At 33.9% G+C, this 23503-nt stretch carries 24 protein-coding genes; 5 read left to right on the forward strand and 19 right to left on the reverse strand.

Translation table 11 applies throughout. From position 1 onward, the window contains the following. Positions 1-10 precede the first annotated feature (10 nt). From pstB to BN2390_RS20945, 4 genes are read right to left on the reverse strand one after another with little or no spacing between them, the layout of a single operon-like run. Positions 11-763, reverse strand: coding sequence for a phosphate ABC transporter ATP-binding protein PstB (gene pstB, locus BN2390_RS20930; protein WP_053986224.1), 753 nt, complete (start codon positions 761-763; stop codon positions 11-13). Further along, positions 753-1625: a phosphate ABC transporter permease PstA gene (pstA, locus tag BN2390_RS20935; protein ID WP_082238895.1), complete on the reverse strand. Its 873-nt coding sequence runs from the start codon at positions 1623-1625 to the stop codon at positions 753-755. The genes pstB and pstA overlap by 11 nt, the downstream gene beginning before the upstream one ends. After that, positions 1609-2478 carry a phosphate ABC transporter permease subunit PstC gene (gene pstC, locus BN2390_RS20940; RefSeq protein ID WP_242847704.1) on the reverse strand — a complete coding sequence of 290 codons (870 nt, stop codon included), beginning with the start codon at positions 2476-2478 and terminating at the stop codon, positions 1609-1611. The genes pstA and pstC overlap by 17 nt, the downstream gene beginning before the upstream one ends. A gap of 57 nt (positions 2479-2535) precedes the next feature. Further along, positions 2536-3444 carry a phosphate ABC transporter substrate-binding protein gene (locus BN2390_RS20945; RefSeq protein ID WP_053986226.1) on the reverse strand — a complete coding sequence of 303 codons (909 nt, stop codon included), beginning with the start codon at positions 3442-3444 and terminating at the stop codon, positions 2536-2538. A 245-nt stretch (positions 3445-3689) separates the two neighbouring features. Between BN2390_RS20945 and BN2390_RS20950 the strand changes: the two genes are divergently transcribed. Then, positions 3690-4898: a patatin-like phospholipase family protein gene (locus BN2390_RS20950; protein WP_053986227.1), complete on the forward strand. Its 1209-nt coding sequence runs from the start codon at positions 3690-3692 to the stop codon at positions 4896-4898. Positions 4899-5712: 814 nt separating this feature from the next. Here the strand turns inward: BN2390_RS20950 and BN2390_RS20955 are convergent. The 4 genes from BN2390_RS20955 to tgt all read right to left on the reverse strand — a co-directional run bounded on the left by BN2390_RS20955 (position 5713) and on the right by tgt (position 8860). Further along, complete coding sequence (locus BN2390_RS20955) at positions 5713-5913, reverse strand: cold-shock protein (protein ID WP_053986228.1); 201 nt, start codon at positions 5911-5913, stop codon at positions 5713-5715. A gap of 488 nt (positions 5914-6401) precedes the next feature. Further along, complete coding sequence (locus BN2390_RS20960; protein ID WP_053986229.1) at positions 6402-7292, reverse strand: CPBP family intramembrane glutamic endopeptidase; 891 nt, start codon at positions 7290-7292, stop codon at positions 6402-6404. A gap of 32 nt (positions 7293-7324) precedes the next feature. Continuing rightward, positions 7325-7708, reverse strand: coding sequence for a preprotein translocase subunit YajC (yajC, locus tag BN2390_RS20965; protein ID WP_242847705.1), 384 nt, complete (start codon positions 7706-7708; stop codon positions 7325-7327). Between the two features lie 24 nt (positions 7709-7732). Further along, positions 7733-8860, reverse strand: coding sequence for a tRNA guanosine(34) transglycosylase Tgt (tgt, locus tag BN2390_RS20970; RefSeq protein WP_053986231.1), 1128 nt, complete (start codon positions 8858-8860; stop codon positions 7733-7735). 174 nt (positions 8861-9034) lie between these two features. On the opposite strand from tgt, the gene aroC reads away from it, so the two are divergent. Next, positions 9035-10204 carry a chorismate synthase gene (gene aroC, locus BN2390_RS20975; protein ID WP_053986232.1) on the forward strand — a complete coding sequence of 390 codons (1170 nt, stop codon included), beginning with the start codon at positions 9035-9037 and terminating at the stop codon, positions 10202-10204. 19 nt (positions 10205-10223) lie between these two features. Next, positions 10224-10646: a potassium channel family protein gene (locus tag BN2390_RS20980; protein ID WP_053986233.1), complete on the forward strand. Its 423-nt coding sequence runs from the start codon at positions 10224-10226 to the stop codon at positions 10644-10646. Between the two features lie 51 nt (positions 10647-10697). On the opposite strand, the gene BN2390_RS20985 is transcribed toward BN2390_RS20980, so the two are convergent. The 4 genes from BN2390_RS20985 to BN2390_RS20995 all read right to left on the reverse strand — a co-directional run bounded on the left by BN2390_RS20985 (position 10698) and on the right by BN2390_RS20995 (position 13297). Continuing rightward, on the reverse strand, positions 10698-11201 hold the full coding sequence (locus BN2390_RS20985; protein ID WP_053986234.1) for a metal-dependent hydrolase: 504 nt from the start codon (positions 11199-11201) through the stop codon (positions 10698-10700). 195 nt (positions 11202-11396) lie between these two features. Next, complete coding sequence (locus BN2390_RS20990) at positions 11397-12173, reverse strand: CAP domain-containing protein (RefSeq protein ID WP_053986235.1); 777 nt, start codon at positions 12171-12173, stop codon at positions 11397-11399. After that, a complete protein-coding gene (locus tag BN2390_RS21845) occupies positions 12170-12307 on the reverse strand; it encodes a hypothetical protein (protein ID WP_154668868.1) in 138 nt (45 codons plus the stop codon). The genes BN2390_RS20990 and BN2390_RS21845 overlap by 4 nt, the downstream gene beginning before the upstream one ends. 213 nt (positions 12308-12520) lie before the next feature. After that, positions 12521-13297: a Cof-type HAD-IIB family hydrolase gene (locus BN2390_RS20995; protein WP_053986236.1), complete on the reverse strand. Its 777-nt coding sequence runs from the start codon at positions 13295-13297 to the stop codon at positions 12521-12523. 86 nt (positions 13298-13383) lie between these two features. Between BN2390_RS20995 and BN2390_RS21000 the strand changes: the two genes are divergently transcribed. Together BN2390_RS21000 and BN2390_RS21005 are read left to right on the forward strand one after the other, a co-directional pair. Then, positions 13384-14220 (forward strand): hypothetical protein, encoded by an 837-nt coding sequence (locus BN2390_RS21000; protein WP_053986237.1) that lies wholly within the window; start codon positions 13384-13386, stop codon positions 14218-14220. Between the two features lie 143 nt (positions 14221-14363). Beyond that, positions 14364-15284, forward strand: coding sequence for a hypothetical protein (locus BN2390_RS21005; protein WP_207642822.1), 921 nt, complete (start codon positions 14364-14366; stop codon positions 15282-15284). 127 nt (positions 15285-15411) lie between these two features. Here the strand turns inward: BN2390_RS21005 and BN2390_RS21010 are convergent, their stop codons facing one another. The 7 genes from BN2390_RS21010 to BN2390_RS21040 form a co-directional block, all read right to left on the reverse strand. Beyond that, positions 15412-16233, reverse strand: coding sequence for an undecaprenyl-diphosphate phosphatase (locus tag BN2390_RS21010; protein ID WP_053986239.1), 822 nt, complete (start codon positions 16231-16233; stop codon positions 15412-15414). 204 nt (positions 16234-16437) lie between these two features. Then, complete coding sequence (locus BN2390_RS21015; protein WP_053986240.1) at positions 16438-17172, reverse strand: acyl-[acyl-carrier-protein] thioesterase; 735 nt, start codon at positions 17170-17172, stop codon at positions 16438-16440. 17 nt (positions 17173-17189) lie between these two features. Beyond that, positions 17190-17951, reverse strand: coding sequence for an SDR family NAD(P)-dependent oxidoreductase (locus BN2390_RS21020; protein WP_053986241.1), 762 nt, complete (start codon positions 17949-17951; stop codon positions 17190-17192). A 181-nt stretch (positions 17952-18132) separates the two neighbouring features. Then, positions 18133-19158, reverse strand: a complete 1026-nt coding sequence (gene queA / locus BN2390_RS21025) for a tRNA preQ1(34) S-adenosylmethionine ribosyltransferase-isomerase QueA (RefSeq protein ID WP_053986242.1) — start codon at positions 19156-19158, stop codon at positions 18133-18135. 258 nt (positions 19159-19416) lie between these two features. Next, the gene (locus BN2390_RS22200) at positions 19417-21033 is read right to left on the reverse strand and encodes a SpoIID/LytB domain-containing protein (protein WP_053986243.1); all 1617 of its coding nucleotides are present in this window, start codon (positions 21031-21033) and stop codon (positions 19417-19419) included. A gap of 74 nt (positions 21034-21107) precedes the next feature. After that, on the reverse strand, positions 21108-22097 hold the full coding sequence (locus BN2390_RS21035; RefSeq protein ID WP_053986244.1) for a hypothetical protein: 990 nt from the start codon (positions 22095-22097) through the stop codon (positions 21108-21110). A gap of 118 nt (positions 22098-22215) precedes the next feature. After that, entirely contained in the window at positions 22216-23472 is a 1257-nt protein-coding gene (locus BN2390_RS21040) for a GntP family permease (protein WP_053986245.1), read from the reverse strand. Positions 23473-23503: the final 31 nt, after the last annotated feature.

Consider the following 23503-nt stretch of genomic DNA (forward strand, 5'->3'; position numbering starts at 1 on the left):
CCCACTCCTTTTAGCCAAATCTTCCTGTGATATAGTCTTCTGTTCTTTGATCTCTTGGTTGGTCAAAGATTTTATCTGTTGCATCAACTTCAACTAATTCCCCTAAAAGGAAGAATGCTGTTTTATCAGAAATACGTGCTGCTTGTTGCATGTTATGTGTAACAATAACAATTGTGTATTGTTTTTTAAGTTCATTAATGAGATCTTCGATTTTTAATGTTGAAATTGGATCAAGAGCTGATGTTGGTTCATCCATAAGTAAGATTTCTGGATTCATTGCAATACTACGTGCAATACAGATACGTTGTTGTTGCCCACCAGATAAACTTGTTGCACTTTTACGTAAATGATCTTTTACTTCATCCCAAATAGCTGCTTTTCTTAAACTATCTTCAACTATTTTGTCTAATTCACTTTTCTTTTTGATTCCTTGCATACGTGGTCCGTAAGCAATATTATCATAAATACTCATTGGGAATGGATTTGGTTTTTGGAATACCATTCCTACTTTTTTTCTAAGTTCAATAGGGTTCATATTAAAAATATCTTGCCCCTTAAACTTAATGCTACCATCAACCTTTGTGCCTTCAACTAAATCACTCATACGATTTAAGATACGAAGAAATGTAGATTTACCACAACCTGAAGGTCCAATAAAAGCTAATACTTCATTCTTTTTTACTTCTAAATTTATATTTTTGAGCGCCTTGAAATCTCCATAGTAGAAAGATAAATCCGATACGCTTATAATGTTATTTTCCATGTTTCATCTTCCTTCCAATTACATAAGTTAATAAGTTCAGTGTAAGTACTACTAATAATAGAACAATCGCTGTTCCATAAGCTTCTTCTAACGAAATACCTTCTTTAGCTAACATATAAAGGTGTACTGATAAAGTCCTACCTGATTCCATAACATTTGAAGGTACTCTAAATACCATACCTGCTGTTAAGTAAATTGCTGCTGTTTCACCAATGATACGTCCTGTACTAAATACAATCCCTGTTAAAATACCTGGTACTGCACTAGGTAATACAACTTTCATGATTGTTGCAAATTTTGATGCCCCAAGTGCAAGTGAACCTTCTCTATAGCTTAAAGGTACTGTTTTTAAAGCTTCCTCTGTAGTTTTTACAACTGTTGGAAGGATCATAAGTGCTACTGTTAAGCCCCCTGCAAGGATACTGTAGCCCATTTTGAGTTGTGTTACAAAGAACATCATTCCAAATAACCCAAATAGAATAGAAGGAACAGCCGCTAAACATTCAATAGCAAAACGTAAGCTCTTTACGAATTTTGATTGTTTTGCATATTCACTTAGATAAATAGATGTTCCCATTCCAACTGGTACTGCAATTACAAGCCCCATAAGTACCATATATATAGTTGTTATAATAGCTGGCATAAGTCCTGCTATATTAACATGACCTATCCCCTTCATAAAGATATAAGATAAGATCCAAATAAGCATTGCAAATGTAGAGAATGCAATTAAACCAATAACACCATAAATAATTTTTTCTTTTGTTGAAACATATTTAAATGGATTATTATTCTTTTTCGCTGGTTTTTGTTCAGCTACTGGAGTTTCCTGTACCGTATTACCACTAAGCTTTGCTTCCACGGCCTTCCCTCCTTTCTGAATAATTATTGATTATATGTGTAATTACGTTGATTGCAATAATAAGGATGAATAAAATCATACCTGTTGCAAAAAGTGCTTGTTGATGTATACCTGAAGCATAACCCATTTCGATTGCGATATTCGCTGTAAGCGTTCTTACTGGGTCAGTAATGCTTGTTGGAAGTAATGCTGTATTTCCTGCTACTAGGATAACAGCCATTGTTTCACCAAGTGCACGTCCTGTTGCTAAAATAATACCTGCTAAAGTTCCTGATTTAGCTGCTTTCAGCTGAACTTTGAATATATATTGTAATTTACTTGCGCCAAGTGCTAACGCACCTTCTTTAAATTCATTTGGTACTGCTCTTAAACTTACTTCTGTCATACGAATAACTGTAGGAAGTACCATTAATGCTAAGATGAAAATAACAGCAAGTAAGCTACTTCCTGCTCCTTTTCCACCAAAGAATTTATTAATCATTGGTACAACTACCATAAGCCCCCAGAATCCATAAATAACTGAAGGAATCCCTGCTAATAAGTCTACTGCTGCTGAAAGAATTTTTGCGAGTTTACTAGGAAGAATTTCTACTAAGACAATTGCTGTACAAATTCCAACTATAATGGCTACAAGCATAGCCCCTGCCGTACCATAAAGGCTGGAAACGAGCATTGGGAAAATCCCAAAGATTTCACCTGAAGGCATCCAATTGGTGCCGGTTAAAAATTTCCAAAGACTAGTATGTTGAAAGAATGGAAGTCCATTGACTACGATATAGAATCCCATAAATGCAACTACTGAGATTGTAAGAGCTGCAAAACACCAGAACACTTTCTTCATTATTCTATCCATCATGATCACCTTATTAATTATAATGGATAAGAGGCTAAAAGCCCCTTATCATATTTTCTATTTAACTGAGATATATTTTTCGCTAACGATTTCTTGACCTTCATCACCTAAGATAAAGTCTACGAATTCTTTTGTTACTTCTGGAGCCTCTTTACTTGTTAAGATAAGAAGTGGTCTAGAAATACTGAATGAGCCATCTTTTACACTTTCAACTGTTGGTTCTACACCATCAACACTGATTGCTTTTACTGTTTCATCAATGAATCCTAAAGATACGAAACCTACTGCACCTTCTTTAGAAGCAACTGTTGCTTTCATTGTACCGTTACCTTCTGCGATAAGAGCACCTTGTGACATAGAAGAAACTTTTTTACCATCGATTTCTTTTTCAAGTTTAAGGATTTCTTCGAAAGCACCTCTTGTACCAGAACCATCTTCACGAGATACTACGATGATTGGTTGATCAGTCCCACCAACTTCACTCCAGTTAGTAACTGTTCCTTCAAAGATATCTTTAATTTGATCTTTTGTTAAATCTGTTACACCATTTGTTGGGTTTACTACTACTGCAATACCATCGTATGCAATTGTTGTAACTTCAAAGTTTTCATTTTCTTCTTCTGCTTTAAGTTCACGTGATACCATACCGATATCTGCTGTTCCATCATGTGCTGCTTTAACACCCGCAGATGAACCTACACCTTGAACTTCTACTACTACTTCTGGTTGAACTTCTTTATATTTTTCTGCTAAGCTTTCCATTGGTACGGCTACTGTTGTTGAACCAACTGCTACAACTTTACCGCCTGCTTTTTGTGTATCTTCTTTTTGTGTATCAGAAGCTTGTGTATTTTCAGTAGCTGAACCTGTTGGTGCTGGTGTACTTGTTGTACCACCTGAACATCCTGTTAACATTGCCATTCCAATTGTTGCTACGCCTAATATTCTTAAAAATTTATTTTTCATTTTTTATTGCCCCCTTATGTAATTTACGAGATTAAGGATACCCCCCTAATGTTCAAAACATATTTGAGTTATGTTAAATCTATGTTAAATTCTTTAACAGACTAGCACAATTTTTACTAATCTCATTATTAATAGGAAAGAATACCTTCCATATATATAAAACAATCTATTATTATAGATTGTCAGCATAAAAGCAATTTGTTAGAGTATATTTAGAAACTGTAAATTATATGGAGATGATAATCATGCTAGGATTAGCTTTAGAAGGCGGCGGTGCAAAAGGAGCCTTCCACATTGGTGCTATTAAGGCCTTTCTTGAAAATGGCTATGAATTTGATGGTGTTGTTGGAACATCTATAGGTGCTTTTAACGGTGCTTTAGTTTCACAAGGCGACTTTAATAAACTCTATGAGCTTTGGATTAACTTAGAGCCCTCTACCTTATTTGATATAGATGATGGGTATATGGGAAAGATGGTTCAGAGTGAACTCTCTTTAGATATGATTAAGTATTTGAAAAACCGTGCAAAAGCATTTATTGAAAATGGCGGTATTGATACTGGAAAGCTAAGAAATGTTTTAGATCAACTTATAGATGAAGATAAACTTCGTACCTCTAACCGAGATTTTGGAATGGTTACTGTATCTATTCCTGACTTTAAACCTGTAGAAATTTATAAAGAACTTATTCCTGATGGAAAAATTAAAGATTATATTATGGCAAGTGCCAGTTTTCCAGGCTTTAAACTTTGCCCTCTAGATGGGAAGTACTATATAGATGGAGGCATTCATGATAATTGTCCTGTCAATCTACTTCTTAGAAAAGGATATGATAAGATTATTGCTATACGCACTTCAAGCAGTGATAAATTTTCAAAGCTCGACCCACATAATGCTGAGATTATTAATGTTTTACCTTCAGAAGATTTGGGTACAACCCTCTTATTTACTAATGAGCTTATTAAGCAAAATATTAAATTAGGCTATTATGATGCTTTAAAAGTAATCCGTGGCCTAAAAGGACAGCGGTACTATATTGAACCTGTAGATGATGAAATAATTTGGAATAAGCTTCAAACGCTCTCCGATGAGATTATTTTTGAAATTGGTAAGCATCTTAAATTGCCCGAAATGAATAGTAAACGTATGCTCTTTGAGAAAATCATTCCCACCTTTGCTAATCTACTTAAGCTTTCCCCTACTGCAACTTACCAAGATATTCTCATTGCACTTTTAGAACCTCTTGCTACACGTTGCTCTGTTGAGAAATATGAAATTTATACACTTTCTTCTTTTATTACGACTATAGAAGAGCATCTCTTGAAGATTTCTCCTTCTTATCGTAAGAATCCTCATCGTTTTAAGATTAAACGATTACCTCTTGCTAAACTTCACCATCCTAGCACAGAAGAACTTGCCTATATTATGTTGGAATCCTTTTATAAAGAATTATAGATATAAAAAAAGACGCCCTTGGGGAAGGCGTCTTTTTGTCCGTTTATATATTCATACAAACTGAAAAAGGGATAAATAATATGGGGAGATTTTAATCTCAGAGTGAGATATGTAGCTTTAATTGTTAGGGAAGATTAGGCTACATATCATTCGCTCATGTGACTATATTAATCCATACTCTTGAATAAGTTATGAAGATAATCTTCATTTTTCAAAAAAAATATGAAATCCTTTTCACAAAAAAAAGACGCCCTTGGGGAAGGCGTCTTTTGATCCGTTTATATATTGATACAAACTGAAAAAGGGATAAATAATATGGGGAGATTTTAATCTCAGAGTGAGATCTATAGCTATAACTGTTAGGGAAGATTATGCTATACATCATCTGCTCATGTAACTATCATATCTTATCCTCTTGAATAAGTTATGAAGACAATTTTCTTTTCTAGATAAAATATGAAATTATTTTCATAAGCATTTCTAGTTCTTATTTTACTCAAAAAAAAGACGCCTTGGGGATGGCGCCTTCTTTTTTTTCCGTTTATATTATACAAACTGAAAAAGGGATAATAATATGGGGAGATTTTAATTTTAGAGCGAGTTATGTAGCTTCAACTGTTAGGGAAGATTTCTGCTACATCTCTTCTCTTCATATATTATTTTAAAGGCTTACAGTGAATTTGATTTGAAGGAAATTTTAATAAATTAACAACTTTCTTAGTCCATAAAATGAATTACATAATACTCTCTAAACAATAATATAAAGCAAAAAAGGCAGAACCAAAGTTCTGCCTTTAAAATAACTGTTGAGTTATTATGCTTTTGTAACGTTCTCTGCTTGAGCGCCACGTGGACCCTTAGTAAGGTCGAAGTTTACTTTTTGTCCTTCTTCAAGAGATTTGAATCCATCTCCTTGAATTGCTGAGAAATGTACGAATACGTCATCTCCATCTTCTCTTGAAATAAATCCAAAACCTTTTTCTGCGTTAAACCATTTAACTGTACCTGTCATCATGTGCGGTACCTCCTAATATGAATTTCTGTAATCTACGTAAACAAAAAAAATTCACATAATATTACAGATTATATTAAGTAACATATATAATCTCTAATAACATGTGAATCTCAATTAACACGTGAAGCGATATAGCTGACTACTGAATACTTTTATAGTATACGCCGTTTCTTTACAAAAGTCAAGGATAAATTTATAATAACTTACTTTTATTGAAGTTCCTAATCTATAATTAATAAAGTTACCTTTCTCTCAAAACAAAAAAGACGCCTTGGGGATGGCGTCTTCTTTGTTTCCGTTTATATTATACAAACTGAAAAAGGGATAATAATATGGGGAGATTTTAATTTTAGAGCGAGTTATGTAGCTTCAACTGTTAGGGAAGATTTCTGCTACATCTCTTCTCTTCATATATTATTATGCCTGTAATTTTTTAACAAAATATGACGCCCACTCTAATAAATTAAGAACTTTTTATAAAGAAATCTTTATGCTGTTTTTTTAGATAGTTGCCATATTAATATACCACTTACCACAATCATAAAACCTGTAGTTAATATACTTCCTTCCATTCCAAAAGGCCCACCATTCCATATAGAAGCCTCTCCTATGTGAGTTTTAAATAAGCTAACATCTAATGCATTTCCACTCACATTGATTCCAAATACATTTCCTTGAAAGAGATTCCAAGCTGTATGGAATCCACATGCACCCCATAGATTTTCCTCTTTTAAGACTAACAGACACAGCATCAATCCACACATCAAAATATTAATTAAACTGATAGCAGTGACACCACTATTCCCTAAATGTAATAACGAGAAAACAACTGAGGAGAAGATAATCCCTTTATAAACACCATACTTTACAGCAATAGATTGAAACATATAGCCACGTACTAATATCTCTTCTGCAGCTCCTTGAATAATCCAAGCCGTAAGAATGAGGCCAAAAAGTATTACGCCATTAATACCTATAGGAAGATTAGATACAGTTAATGTTATTTCACCTTTAAACTGTAAAATACTTATTACTAATAAAACTCCAATAACAGCTATAGCCATTCCTTTTAAATAACTTGATATAACATGATTTTTGAAGAATCCAAGACTCTCTACTTTACGCTTCTCTATATAAGAAACATAAAGTAAAATACCTCCTCCAGCTATTGCAAAGGAAATAGCATATTGCATGTATTGTAAATAAATAAGGCTAAGTTCTGTTTCATTATTTCCAAAGATAGTAACTCCTATAATAGATGCTACTCCTATTCCTACGGAAAGCAATATTGTAAATATAAAAGGCATTAAAATAATGGAAACAATACTTGCTCCTTTGCCAACCTTAGCTGCTTCTAACATTTTGTTATCTTCAAGCATATTACTCACTCCTTAGAAAAAGAAGAGGATGATTATTCCTCATCCTCTTCCTCGTATTCTTCATATTCATCTTCTTCGTATTCATCTTCATCATCTACCACTGGCTCTGCAGCTTTAGAGATTGTAAGGTTTGGTGCACCTACTGATGCAACTGCTACTCTTTTAACTGGGATACGAACACTTTTGTTAAGGCCAAGTTCAATAATAAATAAGTCATTGATGATATCTACAACTTTACCATAAATACCTGTTGTAAGTAATACTTCATCCCCTACTTTGATAGACCCTTGCATATCCGCTACTTGTTTGTCTCTTTTCTTTTGTGGACGGATAATTAAGAAGTACATAATTAAAAAGAAAAATCCAAGGTAAAGCACTGTTGACATAAGCATTCCGCCTGTTGATGCTGTTTGCATAATTTTCTCCTCCATTATTATAAATTATTTGTTTTTATATCCTTCTAGACGCATTTCCTTGTATTTAGCAAATTCACCTTTGTCTAATGCATCTCGAATTTCTGTCATTAAGTTGTTGAAGTAGTAAAGGTTATGAATAACACAAAGTCTCATACCAAGCATTTCTTTTGCTTTAAGAAGATGTCTAATATAAGCTCTACTGTATTTTTGACATGTTGGACATTTACATTCTTCACTAATTGGGCTCATATCTTTCTCAAATTTCTGATTGAAAAGATTCATCTTGCCATGGTTAGTGTAAACATGCCCATGTCTACCATTACGTGCTGGTAATACACAGTCAAAGAAATCTATACCACGATCAACTGCTTCTAAAATATTTTCTGGTGTACCTACACCCATTAAATAAGTTGGCTTATTTTGTGGTAAATAAGGCACAACAGCTTCAAGTACGTTGTACATATCTTCATGACTTTCACCTACTGCAAGTCCACCTACTGCGTAACCTGGTAAATCAAATTCACGAATAACCTTAGCATGCTCAATACGTACATCTGGTAAAATACCACCTTGGTTAATACCAAAGAGCATTTGTTGTTTATTAATTGTATCTTCTAAAGAGTTAAGACGGTTCATCTCATCCATACAACGTTTAAGCCATCTTGTTGTACGCTCTACAGAAGGTAAAATATACGCTCTGTCTGCAAGTGCTGGTGGGCACTCATCAAATGCCATTGCTATTGTTGAAGCAATGTTTGATTGAATTTGCATACTTTCTTCTGGTCCCATAAAAATCTTACGACCATCAATATGTGAAGAGAAATATACGCCTTCTTCTTTAATCTTACGCATAGCCGCAAGTGAAAATACTTGGAATCCACCTGAATCTGTTAAAATCGGTTTGTCCCATACCATAAATTTGTGTAATCCACCTAGCTCTTTAATTACCTTATCACCTGGTCTTAAATGCAGATGATATGTGTTAGATAAAGCAACTTGTGTATGGATATTGTGAAGGTCCTCTGCACCAAGTGCACCTTTAATCGCTGCTACTGTAGCTACATTCATAAAAACTGGTGTTTCAATTGTACCGTGTACAGTATGAAATCTACCACGTTTTGCTCTACCTTCTACTTTTAATAGTTCGTACATATTAGTGTATCTCCTATCTGTCATATACTACCATACAGTTTACAAGAAAAAGTATGTTATTACAAGAATCCTCTTCTGTATTTTTATCATTTTTTCCTACTTTTAGTCACAGTTATTGAAGGTATTCTAATAATTTGTTACAATTAAGACAAATCATTCAAGGGAGGTTTTCATATGTCCGGTTCTATTTTTGGCAAATATTTTACTGTATCTACTTTTGGTGAATCTCATGGCCCTGCCATTGGTGTCATTATTGATGGCTGCCCTTCTAATATACCTCTTTCAAAGGAAGATATTATGAAGAACATGGCTAGAAGAAAACCTGGCAATCCTAAAATTGCCACTGCGCGTAAAGAATCTGATGAAATAGAAATTTTATCAGGGGTATTTAACGGAAAAACTACGGGCACCCCTATCTGTCTTATGATTCGTAATGAAGACCAACGTTCTCATAATTACGACCATTTAAAAGACATTTATCGTCCTTCACATGCTGACTATACTTATCACTTAAAATATGAAAATCGTGACTATCGTGGAGGTGGACGTGCCTCTGCTCGTGAGACAGCTGCTCGTGTTGCTGCCGGTAGTGTGGCTATGCTCGTTTTAAAGGAACTCGGTATTCACATTCAAGCTTACACTAAAGCACTTGGAACAATTACTGTTAATGATGATGAAATAAATTATAACGAAATTCCAAATAATCTTCTTTCTATGCCTCATGTTGCAAAGGCAGATGCTGCACTGGAGCTTATTGCACAGATGAAAGAAGAACAAGATTCTATAGGCGGTATAGTAGAATGTCAAGTTACAGGCCTACCTGTAGGTATTGGTGAACCTGTATTTGATCGTCTAGATGCATGTCTTGGACAAGCCATTATGAGTATTAATGCAGTTAAAGCTTTTGAAGTAGGTGAAGGCGTAAAGGCTAGCTCTATGAAAGGCTCTACATATAACGATGCTTTTTATACCACTACTGAATTAGATCATTATGGCGAGGCAAACTATAAAAGTCATGGATTCTCAGGCAATGCTCATCCACTTTGCAAAAGGGTGTTGAAACATACTAACCATTCTGGTGGTATACTGGGTGGTTTATCTGATGGATCACCGGTTGTCTTCCGTGCTCATTTTAAACCTACACCTTCTATTGCTAAGCCTCAACAAACGCTTAATCATAATCTTGAAAATGTAGAAGTTTCTATTCAAGGTCGTCATGATCCAACGGTTGTCGCACGTGCTGTGGTTGTGGTAGAATCTATGGCAGCACTTACTATTTGTGATTTACTTCTTCGTGGTGCAACCTCAAGAATTGATCAAGTGAAAGCTGCTTACCAACATTAATTTACAGCTTAGGTGAACAATGAAAAAATTAAAGTTAGTTTGGAAAATATTAAAAAGTACAAATGCCGATAAGATTGTTATAAGCTTTTTTATCTTTATTCTTTTTATGGGTTTTATTTTTGAACTAGTTGAACCTAGTATTAATTCCTATGGGGATAGCCTATGGTACTGCTTTACCGTTGTTTCAACAATAGGTTTTGGTGACTTCTATGCAGTTACAACTCTAGGTAGGCTTTTAACTGTACTTTTAAGTTTTTATGGGATATTTGTCATTGCACTTATTCCTGGTATTGTTGTTAGTTTCTACATGGAATTTATGAAAATTAAAGCGAATGAAAGTACAGCTACTTTCCTAGAAAAATTAGAGCACTTAGAGGATCTTTCTAAGGAAGAATTAGCTGAGATTTCTGCTAAAGTACGCGAAAAAAAATACAAGATGTAAATAAAAGTACGTCTCCATAAGACTTTGTAAAGTCAAATGAAGACGTGCTTTTTATAATCCTAAGAATGATATTTGAGATAAGCCTTTTACTACTAAAAATAGTAGAGCTACCATTAGTATAAAATAAACAATCTCTTCTCCTCTTTCTCCTGTATGTATTTTACCTATTATTTTATATTTGTATTTTGTAAAAGGGTATAGTAAAGGTACACCTTTAGGATTTAGCATATCTAAGAGTAAATGTGATAAATATCCTAATACTACTCCTAATCCAACATAATTAGTTCCAAATAGCAAATACACTATTCCCCACATTATACCTAAGCCCAATAAACTATGTGTTCCTTTTCGATGTCCTAGCTTTTTAAATGGGTAATGTAATAAGCTCATTTGTTGACTAATAAAACTTTGAGGATGATCTATATCTGGCAACAAGCTTCCTGCAGTTGCTCCAATGTAATAACAAGTAAATTCTAGTTCAGACAAAGTGAAAAAATGTTGATGAATAACGCCGGCTAAAACTATTCCTCCTACTATATGAGTTTTATACGTCATTTTTCCACCTCCTTATATTTTAGCTTATGTATTTTACTACTTGTCTTATGACAATATACCACATTCCCTTTAAAGTGATAACAATAAAAATGAGGACTGTCCCGTAACAGTCCTCATTTTTATATGCATTTGTATGTATGCTGTATTTTTATATGTATGTTTCGCTATTTTATCTATTAATTTGTATGTTTTATATTATTTGCCAATGAACATTTGTGTCCAGTAATGTCCTTGAGCATCATATCCTATACCAATATGTGTGAAGCTTGAATTAAGAATGTTTGCACGGTGTCCTGGGCTATTCATCCATCCTTTTACTACTGCTTCTGGTGTTTGATAACCTTGTGCAATGTTTTCACCGGCACTTCTATAGCTAATACCAAATTGTTTTAACATATCAAATGGTGATCCATATGTTGGGCTTGTATGATCAAAATATTTATTTTGTCTCATATCTGTAGACTTAGTTCTTGCTACTTTTCTAACGCTTTCATCCATTGTTAAAGGTTTTAAACCATTTTTAGAACGTTCAACGTTAACAAGTTCTAATACTTTATTTTCATACGCTGTTTGAGAGCTTACTTCTGTACCTGTTCCTGGTTTACTTGTATCTGGTGTTTCTGTATCTGGTTTACTTGGTACTGAAATATCTGGTAACCAACCTGGTTTATTTGTTGCTGGTTTGTCAGTATCTGGTTCACTTGGTAATTCTACATCTGGACAATTATTATCTGAGCAACCTGGTAACCATTCTGGACAATCTGTTGATGGTCTGTTTATAGTTGGACAACTTGGTAACCAATTTGAGCAATCTTGTGATGACTTATTACCTGTTTGAGAACAACTATTAGAGTTTCCAACTTTAATAACACACCCATTTTTATATGTAAGTTCCTTTGCTTGTACTGAAGCTGTTGCTGAAAGTGCAGTTATTCCCATTAATGTTAAAGTAAATAATTTTTTAAGTTTCATAATACGTCTCCTTTTTTCAAGTCGAATTTTAAAGTTGTTACATTTTTGTTCGTTGTTTGTAACATCTTTGTAATATTTATTATACACATTTTTTCCATCTTTACAAGTCTTTTCAAGAATTTTAGCTTTTCCATATTATTACATTTCCTATTTTATCCTTATTTTTTCCTATCTTACCCTTTTATATTACAAACTTATTAATTCATTTAACATTTAGTCTATGTAAAAAAGTGGGTTAGTTCCCACCTTCCCCCCTTTTCTCTAACATATAAATCATAAATAAAAATAGAAGAGGATATACCCAAAGGTATATCCTCTTCTATTTTTATTTATGATTCTGCTACTATTTATAAACATCTCTCTCTAATAATATCTAGTACCTTACCTGTTTTAGCAATATGTTTAGCATGTTGCTTCATTTCTACTGGAGCATGTTCCATTACATAACTTTCTTCTACCTCATTCAACATAGATACATCATTGAAATAATCACCAAATGCCATACATTCTGCTGGATCTATCTGATACTTCTGTTGAAGGAATCTAACCCCTGCACCTTTACTAGTTTGAATACTTCCTATATCCACCCAATTTTTACCCGATACTGTAATCGCAAAATGTTCTCCCCATTTTTCTTTTAAAACATTCTCTATTTCTTTTGTTATACCTTCTCTATGATAAAAGGCTATTTTAATAATATCTTCTTTTATATCATCACTACTATCTACATTCTGAAGACTATAATAATACTTAGCAATCTCATCTTCAAAGTGAGGATCCACTGAAAGATTATAAGCAGTATCTTTACAGCAGATAATCATCTGTATTCCTTCTATTTGCTTTCCTGTTTCAATGACCTGTCTTGCTTTTTGCTGATCTAAATAGGTTACACCTATTTCATGTCCTTGATGTTTAATCATAGCACCATTGTCTGCAATTACATAAATACAGTCTAATACTGCTTTAAAATCATTTTCTACTGTTGCACCTTGCCTGCCAGTTGCTACAGCAAATTTTATATTTTTCTTATTAAGTGCATGAATTACTTCAAAAGTTTCTTTTGAAAAGCTTCCATCCTCTAATGCTAACGTTCCATCTAAATCTGAAATAATCAGTTTAATCATTTTAAGTCACCTCTTTTTAGTATTCTTCTTTTTTGCCTCATAATACTTTGTTATAATGTGGATAATGGAGTTAGGAGGAATTCCCAATGAAAAAATTTAAAATACCTTTAATAGTTATCTCTAGTATATTAGGCCTCGCACTCACTATCTATATTTTGTTAGGTTTTCATGCTGCTAACAACATGTTTTTTGCACCACAAGTTAGCCATGTTTCTATAGAAGAAGTTCTTGATCAACCTAGTTTCTCTGATGAAGATTATGCCTTACTCTATGCTCAAACAGGTATTGCTAAACCTATGATAGATATCTTGAAACAACAACCTGATTTTAAAACAAAAATGTTATCTTTTCAATCCAATTACTTTAAACCTCAAAATGTAGTTAAAACAAAAATGACTCCTTTTACAAATATTGATAAAGTACTTAATGAGAAAGGTGAAATGATTCCAGCCTTTGAACTAGCACCTTATGAAAATGGTTACATCTTCTTATCTAAATCTACTTACACATATAATTGGCGTCATGGACATGCTGGCCTTGTTATTGATAGTATACGTGGTAAAATGTTAGAATCACTAGAACCATTTACACTTAGTATGGAGCAAGATGCTTCTTGGTGGTCTTATCGTCCTACCTTTAAAATGATGCGTCTAAAAGATGTAGACCAAGCTTTCTTAGATGAAATTGCAAACTTTGCTGCTACTTCTATGCAAGGTATTCCTTATAATATTCTTGCTATGAAAACCAATAAGACCATTCCTACAAGTACCCATTGTTCACATATTGTATGGCATACTTTTAAGCAATTTGGTATTGACCTAGATAGCTCTGGTGGTATCTTTGTTTCCCCTGGGGATATTGGACGTAGCCCCTATTTAGAAACACTGCAAATCTATGGATTTGATCCTAGTAAGGATTGGTGATACTTATGAAACAAACATATAAAAAGCGATTAGCCTTAATAGTTACTGGACTAGCTATAAGCCTAATCGCTTTAGTTATCCTCATAAAAACTTTTCTTCCCCCTAAGTTATACACAGAATTAATCATAAATGCACAAAATAGTGTGGATTTGACTGATATCTCTATCTATGGTTCTGATTTTACTTACAAACAAATTCATGCTTTTACTTTTTCTGGTCAAGATCTAAAAGCTACTTCACAAAACTTTGTTCCTTACTCAGAGGGCTTTATAGAACAAAATCAATTTAAAAACTATCAAAAAATATTTTCTCAAAATGGTCAACCTCTAACCTCAACCTTTCAAGATTACTATGAAACAGATACCTTTACCTTCTTTGCCTTTCCTGGAGATTTAAGTACCTTTCGTATTCTTGAAAATGCTACAGGTAAGCTTTCCTCTCTTAACTTACCGCAAAAGCTTTATACCCACTCTATGTATGTATCTGATATGAGAGTTATAGATAACCAACTTATTATCTTAGCTGGTGAAGCCATGAGCTACCATGCTCTTATTTATACTGTAGATTTAAATACCTTTGATGTCATTGATTATAAACGCTTAGAGACACATCCTTCTGCATTAAATAGCATGCACTATACGCTTACAGATAATGGGCTAGCCCTTTTTATAGCAGGTAATACCTTACAAATTTATAATCCTTTAGATGATACTTTATCCTACTTCCCTCTTCCCTTTGAAGCTGAAGGTGTTCTATGCAATACTCAATATACATTTACCTATGCTTTACAAGAGAATGAAGTAAAATATCTACTTTTGGAAAATAAGGAACTTCTCTATCAGAAATCAGTTCCCACTCCTTACCTACTTTCACTCCCGTCTTCTTGGCCAAAAGTACTCGATCTTACTCTTAAAGATAATCTCGTCTATCTCTTGCTAGAGGACTTATCTGGTCCTCGCTTTAAGAATTATCTTTCAGTATATAACCTTGATACACAAGAGATGAGTTTTTGTCTTGGTATTAGTGATAGTAATCCACTCATTTTAACAGGATTTCAAAATTAAATCCATAAATTGTGTTTACAATTCTAACAATTGTGATATACTTAATATTGCATTAGACTTACGTGAGGACTTACTCCTTATAAAAAAGCCCCACCAAGTAAATACTTGGTAGGGCTTTTTTGTATGCCTATCTTAAGAAGAAATAGGCAAGAACAATAATACCTAACACAATACGATAGTATCCAAATGCTTTAAAGTCATGTTTCTTAATATAGCCCATTAAGAACTTAATTGCTAAAATAGATACTACGAATGCCACAACCATTCCTACTAAAAGGATAGTCAGCTCCATACTTGTAAATACAAATCCAAATTTAAGAAGCTTTAATAAGCTTGCTCCAAACATAACTGGAATAGCTAGGAAGAATGTAAATTCTGCTGCTACAAAACGTGAGGTTCCAATTAATATAGCACCAATAATTGTTGCTCCTGAACGTGATGTACCTGGGATAAGTGCAAGAACTTGAAATACACCGATCATAAGCGCAGCTTTATAAGTTAATTGATCTAAAGTCTGTATCTTTGCTACCTTATCTTTATTACGATTTTCAATAATAATAAAGAGTACCCCATAAATAATCAGCATTAATGCTACTGTTTGGTAATTATAAAATAGTTCGTCTAATAAATCATCAAAAGGTAGACCAATAATCATAGCTGGTAATACAGCCACAATTACTTTTAACCATAAGTTGATGGTATCTTTTTTAATTGTTACCTTATCTTTAAAAGAAATAGGAAATAGCTTATTCCAGAACAAGACAACAACTGCCATAATAGCTCCTAGTTGCACAACTACAAAGAACATTTCTTTAAATTGTGGTGTTACATTGAGCTTAATAAATTCATCTGCTAAAATCATGTGACCTGTACTACTAATTGGTAACCACTCTGTAATACCTTCAATGATTCCTAATATAATCGCTTTAAAAATTTCAATAAAATCCATTTTCTGTCCTCTCTTATCTTTTTGTTTAGCAAACACTGTTTACTCTTTTGTTTTCCATATTTCTGCAAACTACAGCTAGTATAACATACTTTTTATAAGTTTAAAATTTAAAAGCTAACTTAAGTCCTCCATTTAATTTCACAGGCATTTGACTTAAGCTAGCTTAACTAACATCAAAATAATTGTTTTAAAATAATATTTTTATTATAAGTCCATAAGCACAATCTTACTTGTCCAGTACACTGTCGTACCATCAAGGCTCGTTCCTTGAATAAGTGTGCTCCCATCTTCATCTAATCCTCTTATTACACGTACTTGGTCACCCTCTACTAAAGATGTAACATAGTTGGTTTGAATACTGCGAATCGGATTTTTAGTGCGTTCATCACAATCAAGCATATCTGTTGCCCAGCGTACATAATGTGCATTATTCATATGTCCATTGATATCAATTTCACCACTACGCACTTTACGAATATCTTCTTTTATAACTTCTACAGGTGCTTTAAGTTTTGGAAGCTCCTCACCTTCATAAGGCCAATTGAGCTTTTGCATAGGTCCTTCTAACTTTTGCACACGTAAGGGTCTATGTGTATGATAGTCCATTAAAATATAATCTCCAATGATATATCCAAGTTGCCTATCTTCTTCATCAAAAATATCAAATCTTCTTACACAAAACAACTTGTCAACACCTACAGGATAAGTCTCAATACGTATATGTTGTTGCCACTTTGGGTAACTATCTAAATGCATTTTTGCACGAGACACAATCCAATACATTTGCTGATCTTCATCTAATGTAAAATCAATACCTAGTTCTAAAGCATGCTCACCACTTACTTCTTGCATATAATCTACAAGAGCATTCATTGTTAAATTGTAATTAAAGTCTACATCTCTAAAATTAACTTTAAAGATTTTGCTATATTTAGTCATAGCTCCCCTCCTCTCTCCTATTTTTTCTGAGTACTGCGTACAAGTAATGTACTTAGCCTGATCGGACATAATGACATAACTACGGTAGATAATTTATTAGTCATTCCAGGGATAATAATAGCCTTATGCTTTTTAATTCCTTTGTAAGCACATTTTGCAACTTGCTCTGGTGTCATCGTTGTCAAGCTAGCAAGTCCAGACTTTTGCATCCTTGCCTTTTTAATAAACTCTGTTTTTGTAGGGCCTGGGCATAGTATACTTACATGAATCCCTTTATCCTTCCATTCATTACGTAGCGCCATAGATAGTGATAATACATAAGATTTAGAAGCATAATACACTGCCATATATGGACCTGGAGCAAAGGCTGCTGTCGATGCAACTTGAAGTACAGTACTACCTAACCCAAGATAAGGATACACTTTTTTCGTCAAATAGGTAAAACCTTTAATATTTGTATCAATACTAATTAAGTCTTCTTCTTCACTCATTTCTTCAAATGCTCCGAAGAATCCAACACCTGCATTATTTACAAACAAATCTATCTTTCTATTTTGACTTTTTATGTATGAAATCAGGTGGTCTATCTCCTCTAGTTGAGTAACATCCACACTTACTACTTGTACTACTACATTATAAGTCTTCTCTAACTCTATTTGCAAATCTTTTAAATTCTTCAAATTTCTTGCGCTAAGCAATAAATCATAACCTTCTTTGGCTAACAAGTAGGTCAAAGCCCTCCCTATACCGCTAGTTGCTCCTGTTACTAATGCGTACACTTTTTTCTCCTTTCACTAACCTTATTAGATGATTCCCAAAAATCAAGTTCTTTATAGAACAGTTAATAAAAAATTGTCACAGTATCTAACTCATTCATTCTAAAGCTTAAGAGAGGTTAAAACCTCAAAACCTAGAACTACATGTATACTGTGACAACCTTAATATTTAATATAAATCAATCTATTTAATAAACATAGCGTCTCCAAAACTAAAGAAACGATATTTCTCTTTAACTGCTTCATTATAAGCATGTAATACTTGATCACGACCTGCTAAAGCACTTACAAGCATAATAAGTGTTGATTCTGGTAAATGGAAGTTGGTAAATAATCTATCTACACATTTGAACTTATAGCCTGGATAAATAAAGATATTTGTCCAACCACTACCTGCACATATAACGCCATCTTCAGTAGCATTAGATTCTAATGTTCTTGTGCTAGTTGTACCAACTGAAATAATTTTGCCGCCATTAGCTTTGGCATCATTGATAATCTTAGCATTTTCTTCATCAATAATATAGAATTCTGAGTGCATTTCATGTTCTAAAATATCTTCTACTTTTACTGGTCTGAAAGTACCTAACCCAACATGTAGTGTTACATAGGCGATATGCACACCTTTTTCTTTAATTTGTTCTAATAATTCTTTTGTAAAGTGTAAGCCAGCTGTAGGTGCTGCAGCACTGCCTTCATGTTTTGAGTATACTGTTTGGTAGCGTTCTTTATCTTCTAATTTCTCATGAATATATGGTGGAAGTGGCATTTCACCAAGTTGATCTAGTACCTCTTCAAAAATCCCTTCATATTCAAAAGTTACAATTCGTTTTCCATCTTCAATTATTTCTTTAATTGTCGCTGTTAAAATACCGTCTCCAAATACAATACGGTCTCCAATACGTGCTTTCTTCCCTGGTTTTACAAGAACTTCCCAATCTTTTTCACTTTTTCTTGTAAGAAGTAAAAACTCTACTTTTCCACCAGAACCTTCTCTTGCTCCAAAAAGTCTTGCTGGAATAACACGTGTATCATTAAGTACTAAACAATCTCCAGGATTTAAATAAGTTATCATATCATAAAAATGTTTATGTTGTATTTCACCTGTTACTTTATCAAGTACCATAAGTTTTGATGCTGTACGTTCTTCAAGAGGAACTTGAGCTATAAGTTCTTCTGGTAAGTCAAAATAAAAGTCTGATGTATTCATACGTTCTCCAATCTGTCCTATACCTTAGTCTTTATCTTAATAGATTTTCTAAGTTTATCTATTCATTTTTATTGTCTCTCATAATATAATTCTACCTATAATAGTACGTTTTTAGCCTGTATTCGTCAAGCTAGCTATAAAATTTCTCCCGTTATCTCTTCCAAGAATCAATAGAAAATTGTTTTCTATAATGATATTTCCTATATAAGCTAATAAAAAAGAGTTGCTACATTTCATGTAACAACTCCTTTTATTAGCTTATTGAACTTTTACACCATCATAATAATACTCAATAATTTCTTTATATGTAAATCCTGCTTCTGCCATACCTTTAGCACCATATTGAGACATACCTACACCATGGCCATATCCATAACCATAGATTGTTAAGTCTCCATATACTGTTGCTGGTTTGCTAGAAGATGTATAATCACCATCTATTTCTACCTTATTCCCACTAGATGAAGTAAAGGTATCACTTGTGATGATTTCATCTGCACTTTGGATATATACAGTATCAGCTACCTTTGAGTAGGTAACTTCTGTTTCAATCCAAAGTCCTTCTATATCCATTTCTACTGTTCCATCACTCGTTATAATTGTTGCTTTACCTGTACTGCTTGTTCCTGGTTTGATACTTACATTTGGTGTATTTGATCCACTATAAGGTACAAATTGATACATACGACTTTTTAAGGAACCATCATTACTTCCGTTAAAGAACGTTCTTGTATTTTCTTTTGTTACTGTATATTCGCCTTTTGTTCCTAATATGGTAAGAGAATTGACACGTCCACTTTGTGAATAACTATCAATACGTACGCCCTCTACTGTACCAACGTCTTTCCCTGCATTCGCAACACATTTTTCTATTTCTTTTAAAGTAATTTGACGTGTCCATGGCACATGATCTGTTTCGTAAGGATCTGGCTTTGCTACTAGATAAGGAACACTATTGCCCCATACATACTTAGCATCTGCTGTATATCCACCACTACTTGCGCTATATACTGTTTCAGCAACTGCTCCATTATACATGGCTACTTCTCCTGCTGTCGCATCAACAGCTGCCGTTGTTCTCTTATCTTCAGAAGTAATCCCTCTATACACTTGGCTAGTTGTTGTATCCACTAAGTTATATCCTCTAGATACAAATCTATTGTATTGGAAAGTTGCCATACTTCTTGCAGCTACTGCTTGAGCCTTAAGGGATTCTACGTGCCAAGAAGCCGACACTTCACAAGGTACAACCCCATATAAGTAATCTTCCATATTCACTTGGTTTACAGCTGTAAGTCCTTTACTTTGTCCGTTGACAACTTCTATAACACCTCTATAGATTCTATTTGCTCCAACGCCTGTAGCTGGGAAATTATATTGACTATATCCCCCTCTAAATCCTAAAGGTTGCTCATCATTTTCACTGACTAACAGGACTTCTCCTTTTGTACTTTTTATCCCAATACGTTTGTTATTACTTGATACTTTATAATCTGCATCAAAATCATCCGTTGTGTAGATTTGGTATTTTCCAGGTTCTATGTAGGCTACAACTGCTTCATCATCATATATTTCTAAAGCTTTGTATGCATCTTCAAATTCATTATAAACTTCTTTATAACCATAATATGTAGTACTATCTAGTGATACTGATATATCACTAGAATCTAAATATCCCTCTTTAATCCACTTTTCACCTTCAAAATATCCGATTGCAATGGATTCCTCACTTTTAATTTGAATTGTAGCTGCATCTTTATAAACAGATTCAAGCCCTATTCTAATAGATTCTGGCGCTTTAGCTTGAAGTATTGTTGGAATCGTAAGTACCAACACCCCAACTAAAGTTATTATCTTGTGTTGATTTAGGCGCAATGATGTTCCCCCTCTTTTGTTAAGTTCTAATCTCTTTATCTTAACTCCATTATATAAGGAGAACTGCCAAAAATCTACAATTTATAGTAATCTGTACAAGTTTTAAGATCCGTTAACCAAAGTTGTATGTTTTTATCGTCAAAAGTTGTATGATACATTTCTACTAAATACTCTTGTAACTCTCTTATCGTAATTTCTCTTGATTGTTTTGGAATGATCTCTGTTTTAAAATTTATTTTCATCTTATGTTCTAGCTGTCTTGTTGCACTGTATATGACTGCCTCTTTATAGGCATCATAAAAGGCCTTCCAACTTTCATGGCTAGAATATTGCCAGTAATTTTTCCAACATTCTTTGCACTTTCTCCATATAACATGGTCCATATTGATTTTATACCCTGGATAATACTTATAAAGTGCCTCTAAATAATTCATTTCCTCTGTTTGAGCCCTTGTTAACCACTTAGCTATAGGTAAAAGGTGAAAGGGTTTCCTTCTTTCATAAATAAAAAGTGTCTCTATGTATGGATGCCTAACAAGCATATAGGGGAATTCTACGCCATGCCAAGTTGGTATATCCATAATGATGTGGAACTTCACTCTGTTACGTTTCCCCAGTCGATATAGTACTTGGCTAAGATCCTCATATCTTAACTTACTTGGCCTTTCTGCTACAAAGTCCCAAAATAGTCCTGTTGCATTACTTTGCCCTATTAATACTAGGAAGATCTCATCTGCATTTAAGCGTTTAATTCCCATCTGTAAGCATTCTTCAAATGTCTCTTTCTCAGAGCTCTTTGCAAGTACCATCTCATGGCGCTCAATCTTCTCTTCTCCATCGTAAAAATATTCGTATAGTCCCCCTCTTTTGACCTGACCAATTTCATCTTTTAAGGAACTAAACCGTTTGTACATCGCTAGGCAACTGTTTTCTAGTATATAGCCTCGGGCAAAAATTTTAATTTCTGGATGATCCACTTTTCCAAGAAGTTCAATTTCTTCCTCGATCAAGGCTGCTATCTCACAATTGCCACTTCCATAGACCAATACATTACATCCTGCCATAGCTCGTACCTCCTATTTTATTACTTCTATCATTATATGTTGGAAGTTTTTTAAAGATAACACAAAAAGAGGCATATAACTTTAAATTATATACCTCCTTGCTTGTCTAGTATGACTGTTAAAGAATAATTCCCCAAATAATTGTTGATACAATAGTAATAACAATACCAATTAATGATTCATAAGGGATGAGTTTTAAACGTTCTGATAGATTCATATTTGTTGCACCTGCTGTAGCATGGAAGAATGAACCATGTGGTAAATGATCAAGTACTGTTGCACCTGCATGTACCATTGCCGCACCTGCAAGTGGCATAATACCTGCTGAAAGGATAGCTGGTCCAAATGTAGCTGATGCAATCGTTGTTCCTGCTGTGGTTGAAGCTGTAGCCGCTCCCATTAAAATACCTGAGATTGGGGCTAATAAAAACTCTGGCATATTCATGCTATTAAGTAAAGAAATAGTTGTTGCTTGAAGTGTTGATGCTTTAATAATACCTGCTACCGCACCTGTTCCAATAAGTAAAACTGTTACAGGCATCATTTTAGATAATCCAAAAGTAATATACTCATTTGTATTTCTCCATTTGCCAGTAGCAATAACACCGATTAATCCTCCAATAGGAAGTGCAATAAGTGGGTCTACTGTAATACCAGCAATTGGTCTAAGCGCTAAAAGGATAATGGATACTAATGGTCCAATAATTGCTGCAAAGAAACTTGGAAGTTCTTCTTGGTTTTCTTCTACCGCTGTCTCTTGAATTACTTCTCCTTTTTTAGTAAGGAATTTAACAACGATAACCGTTGTAATTAGACCAACAATAGCTGGAATTAAGTTAGCAACCATAAGACTTGAAAGTTCTACTCCAAAGTTTTCTGCTGCTGAGATTGTATTTGGATTAGGTGAAATAATATTACCACATTTTCCTCCACCAATCATTGCAAAAAGTATTGCCATTTTAGAATAATTAAGCTTTTTACCGATAGCTAATGCAATAGGCGCTACCGTAATAACTGCAATATCAATAAATACACCTGTAGATGTTAAAATCATTGTTGCTAATGCTAACGCAAAGAGTGCACGTTTCTCACCTAAGGTTTTAACAATTTGATCAGCTATCTTAGCTGCTGAACCTGTTTTAATTAAAATACCTGCTAGTACTCCAGATGTTACAATTCTTAAAATAGCTGGCATAATATCTTTGGCTCCGCCAATCATTGTACTGACTGTACCATCTAGTCCTGCTCCACCTACAAGGCCTCCTACAACAGCTCCTAAGATAAGACTATAAGCTGGTTGAACCTTTTTGATAATAAGAATAATTGCAACTGCTAAACCTAAGATGGCTCCCAATGTAGTAATTTGTAGTTCCATTTCTCCCGCTCCTTTTCAAGTACAAATATCT

The organism is Niameybacter massiliensis (assembly GCF_001282685.1).
In the GTDB taxonomy this organism is placed as follows: Bacteria; Bacillota; Clostridia; order Lachnospirales; family Cellulosilyticaceae; genus Holtiella; species Holtiella tumoricola.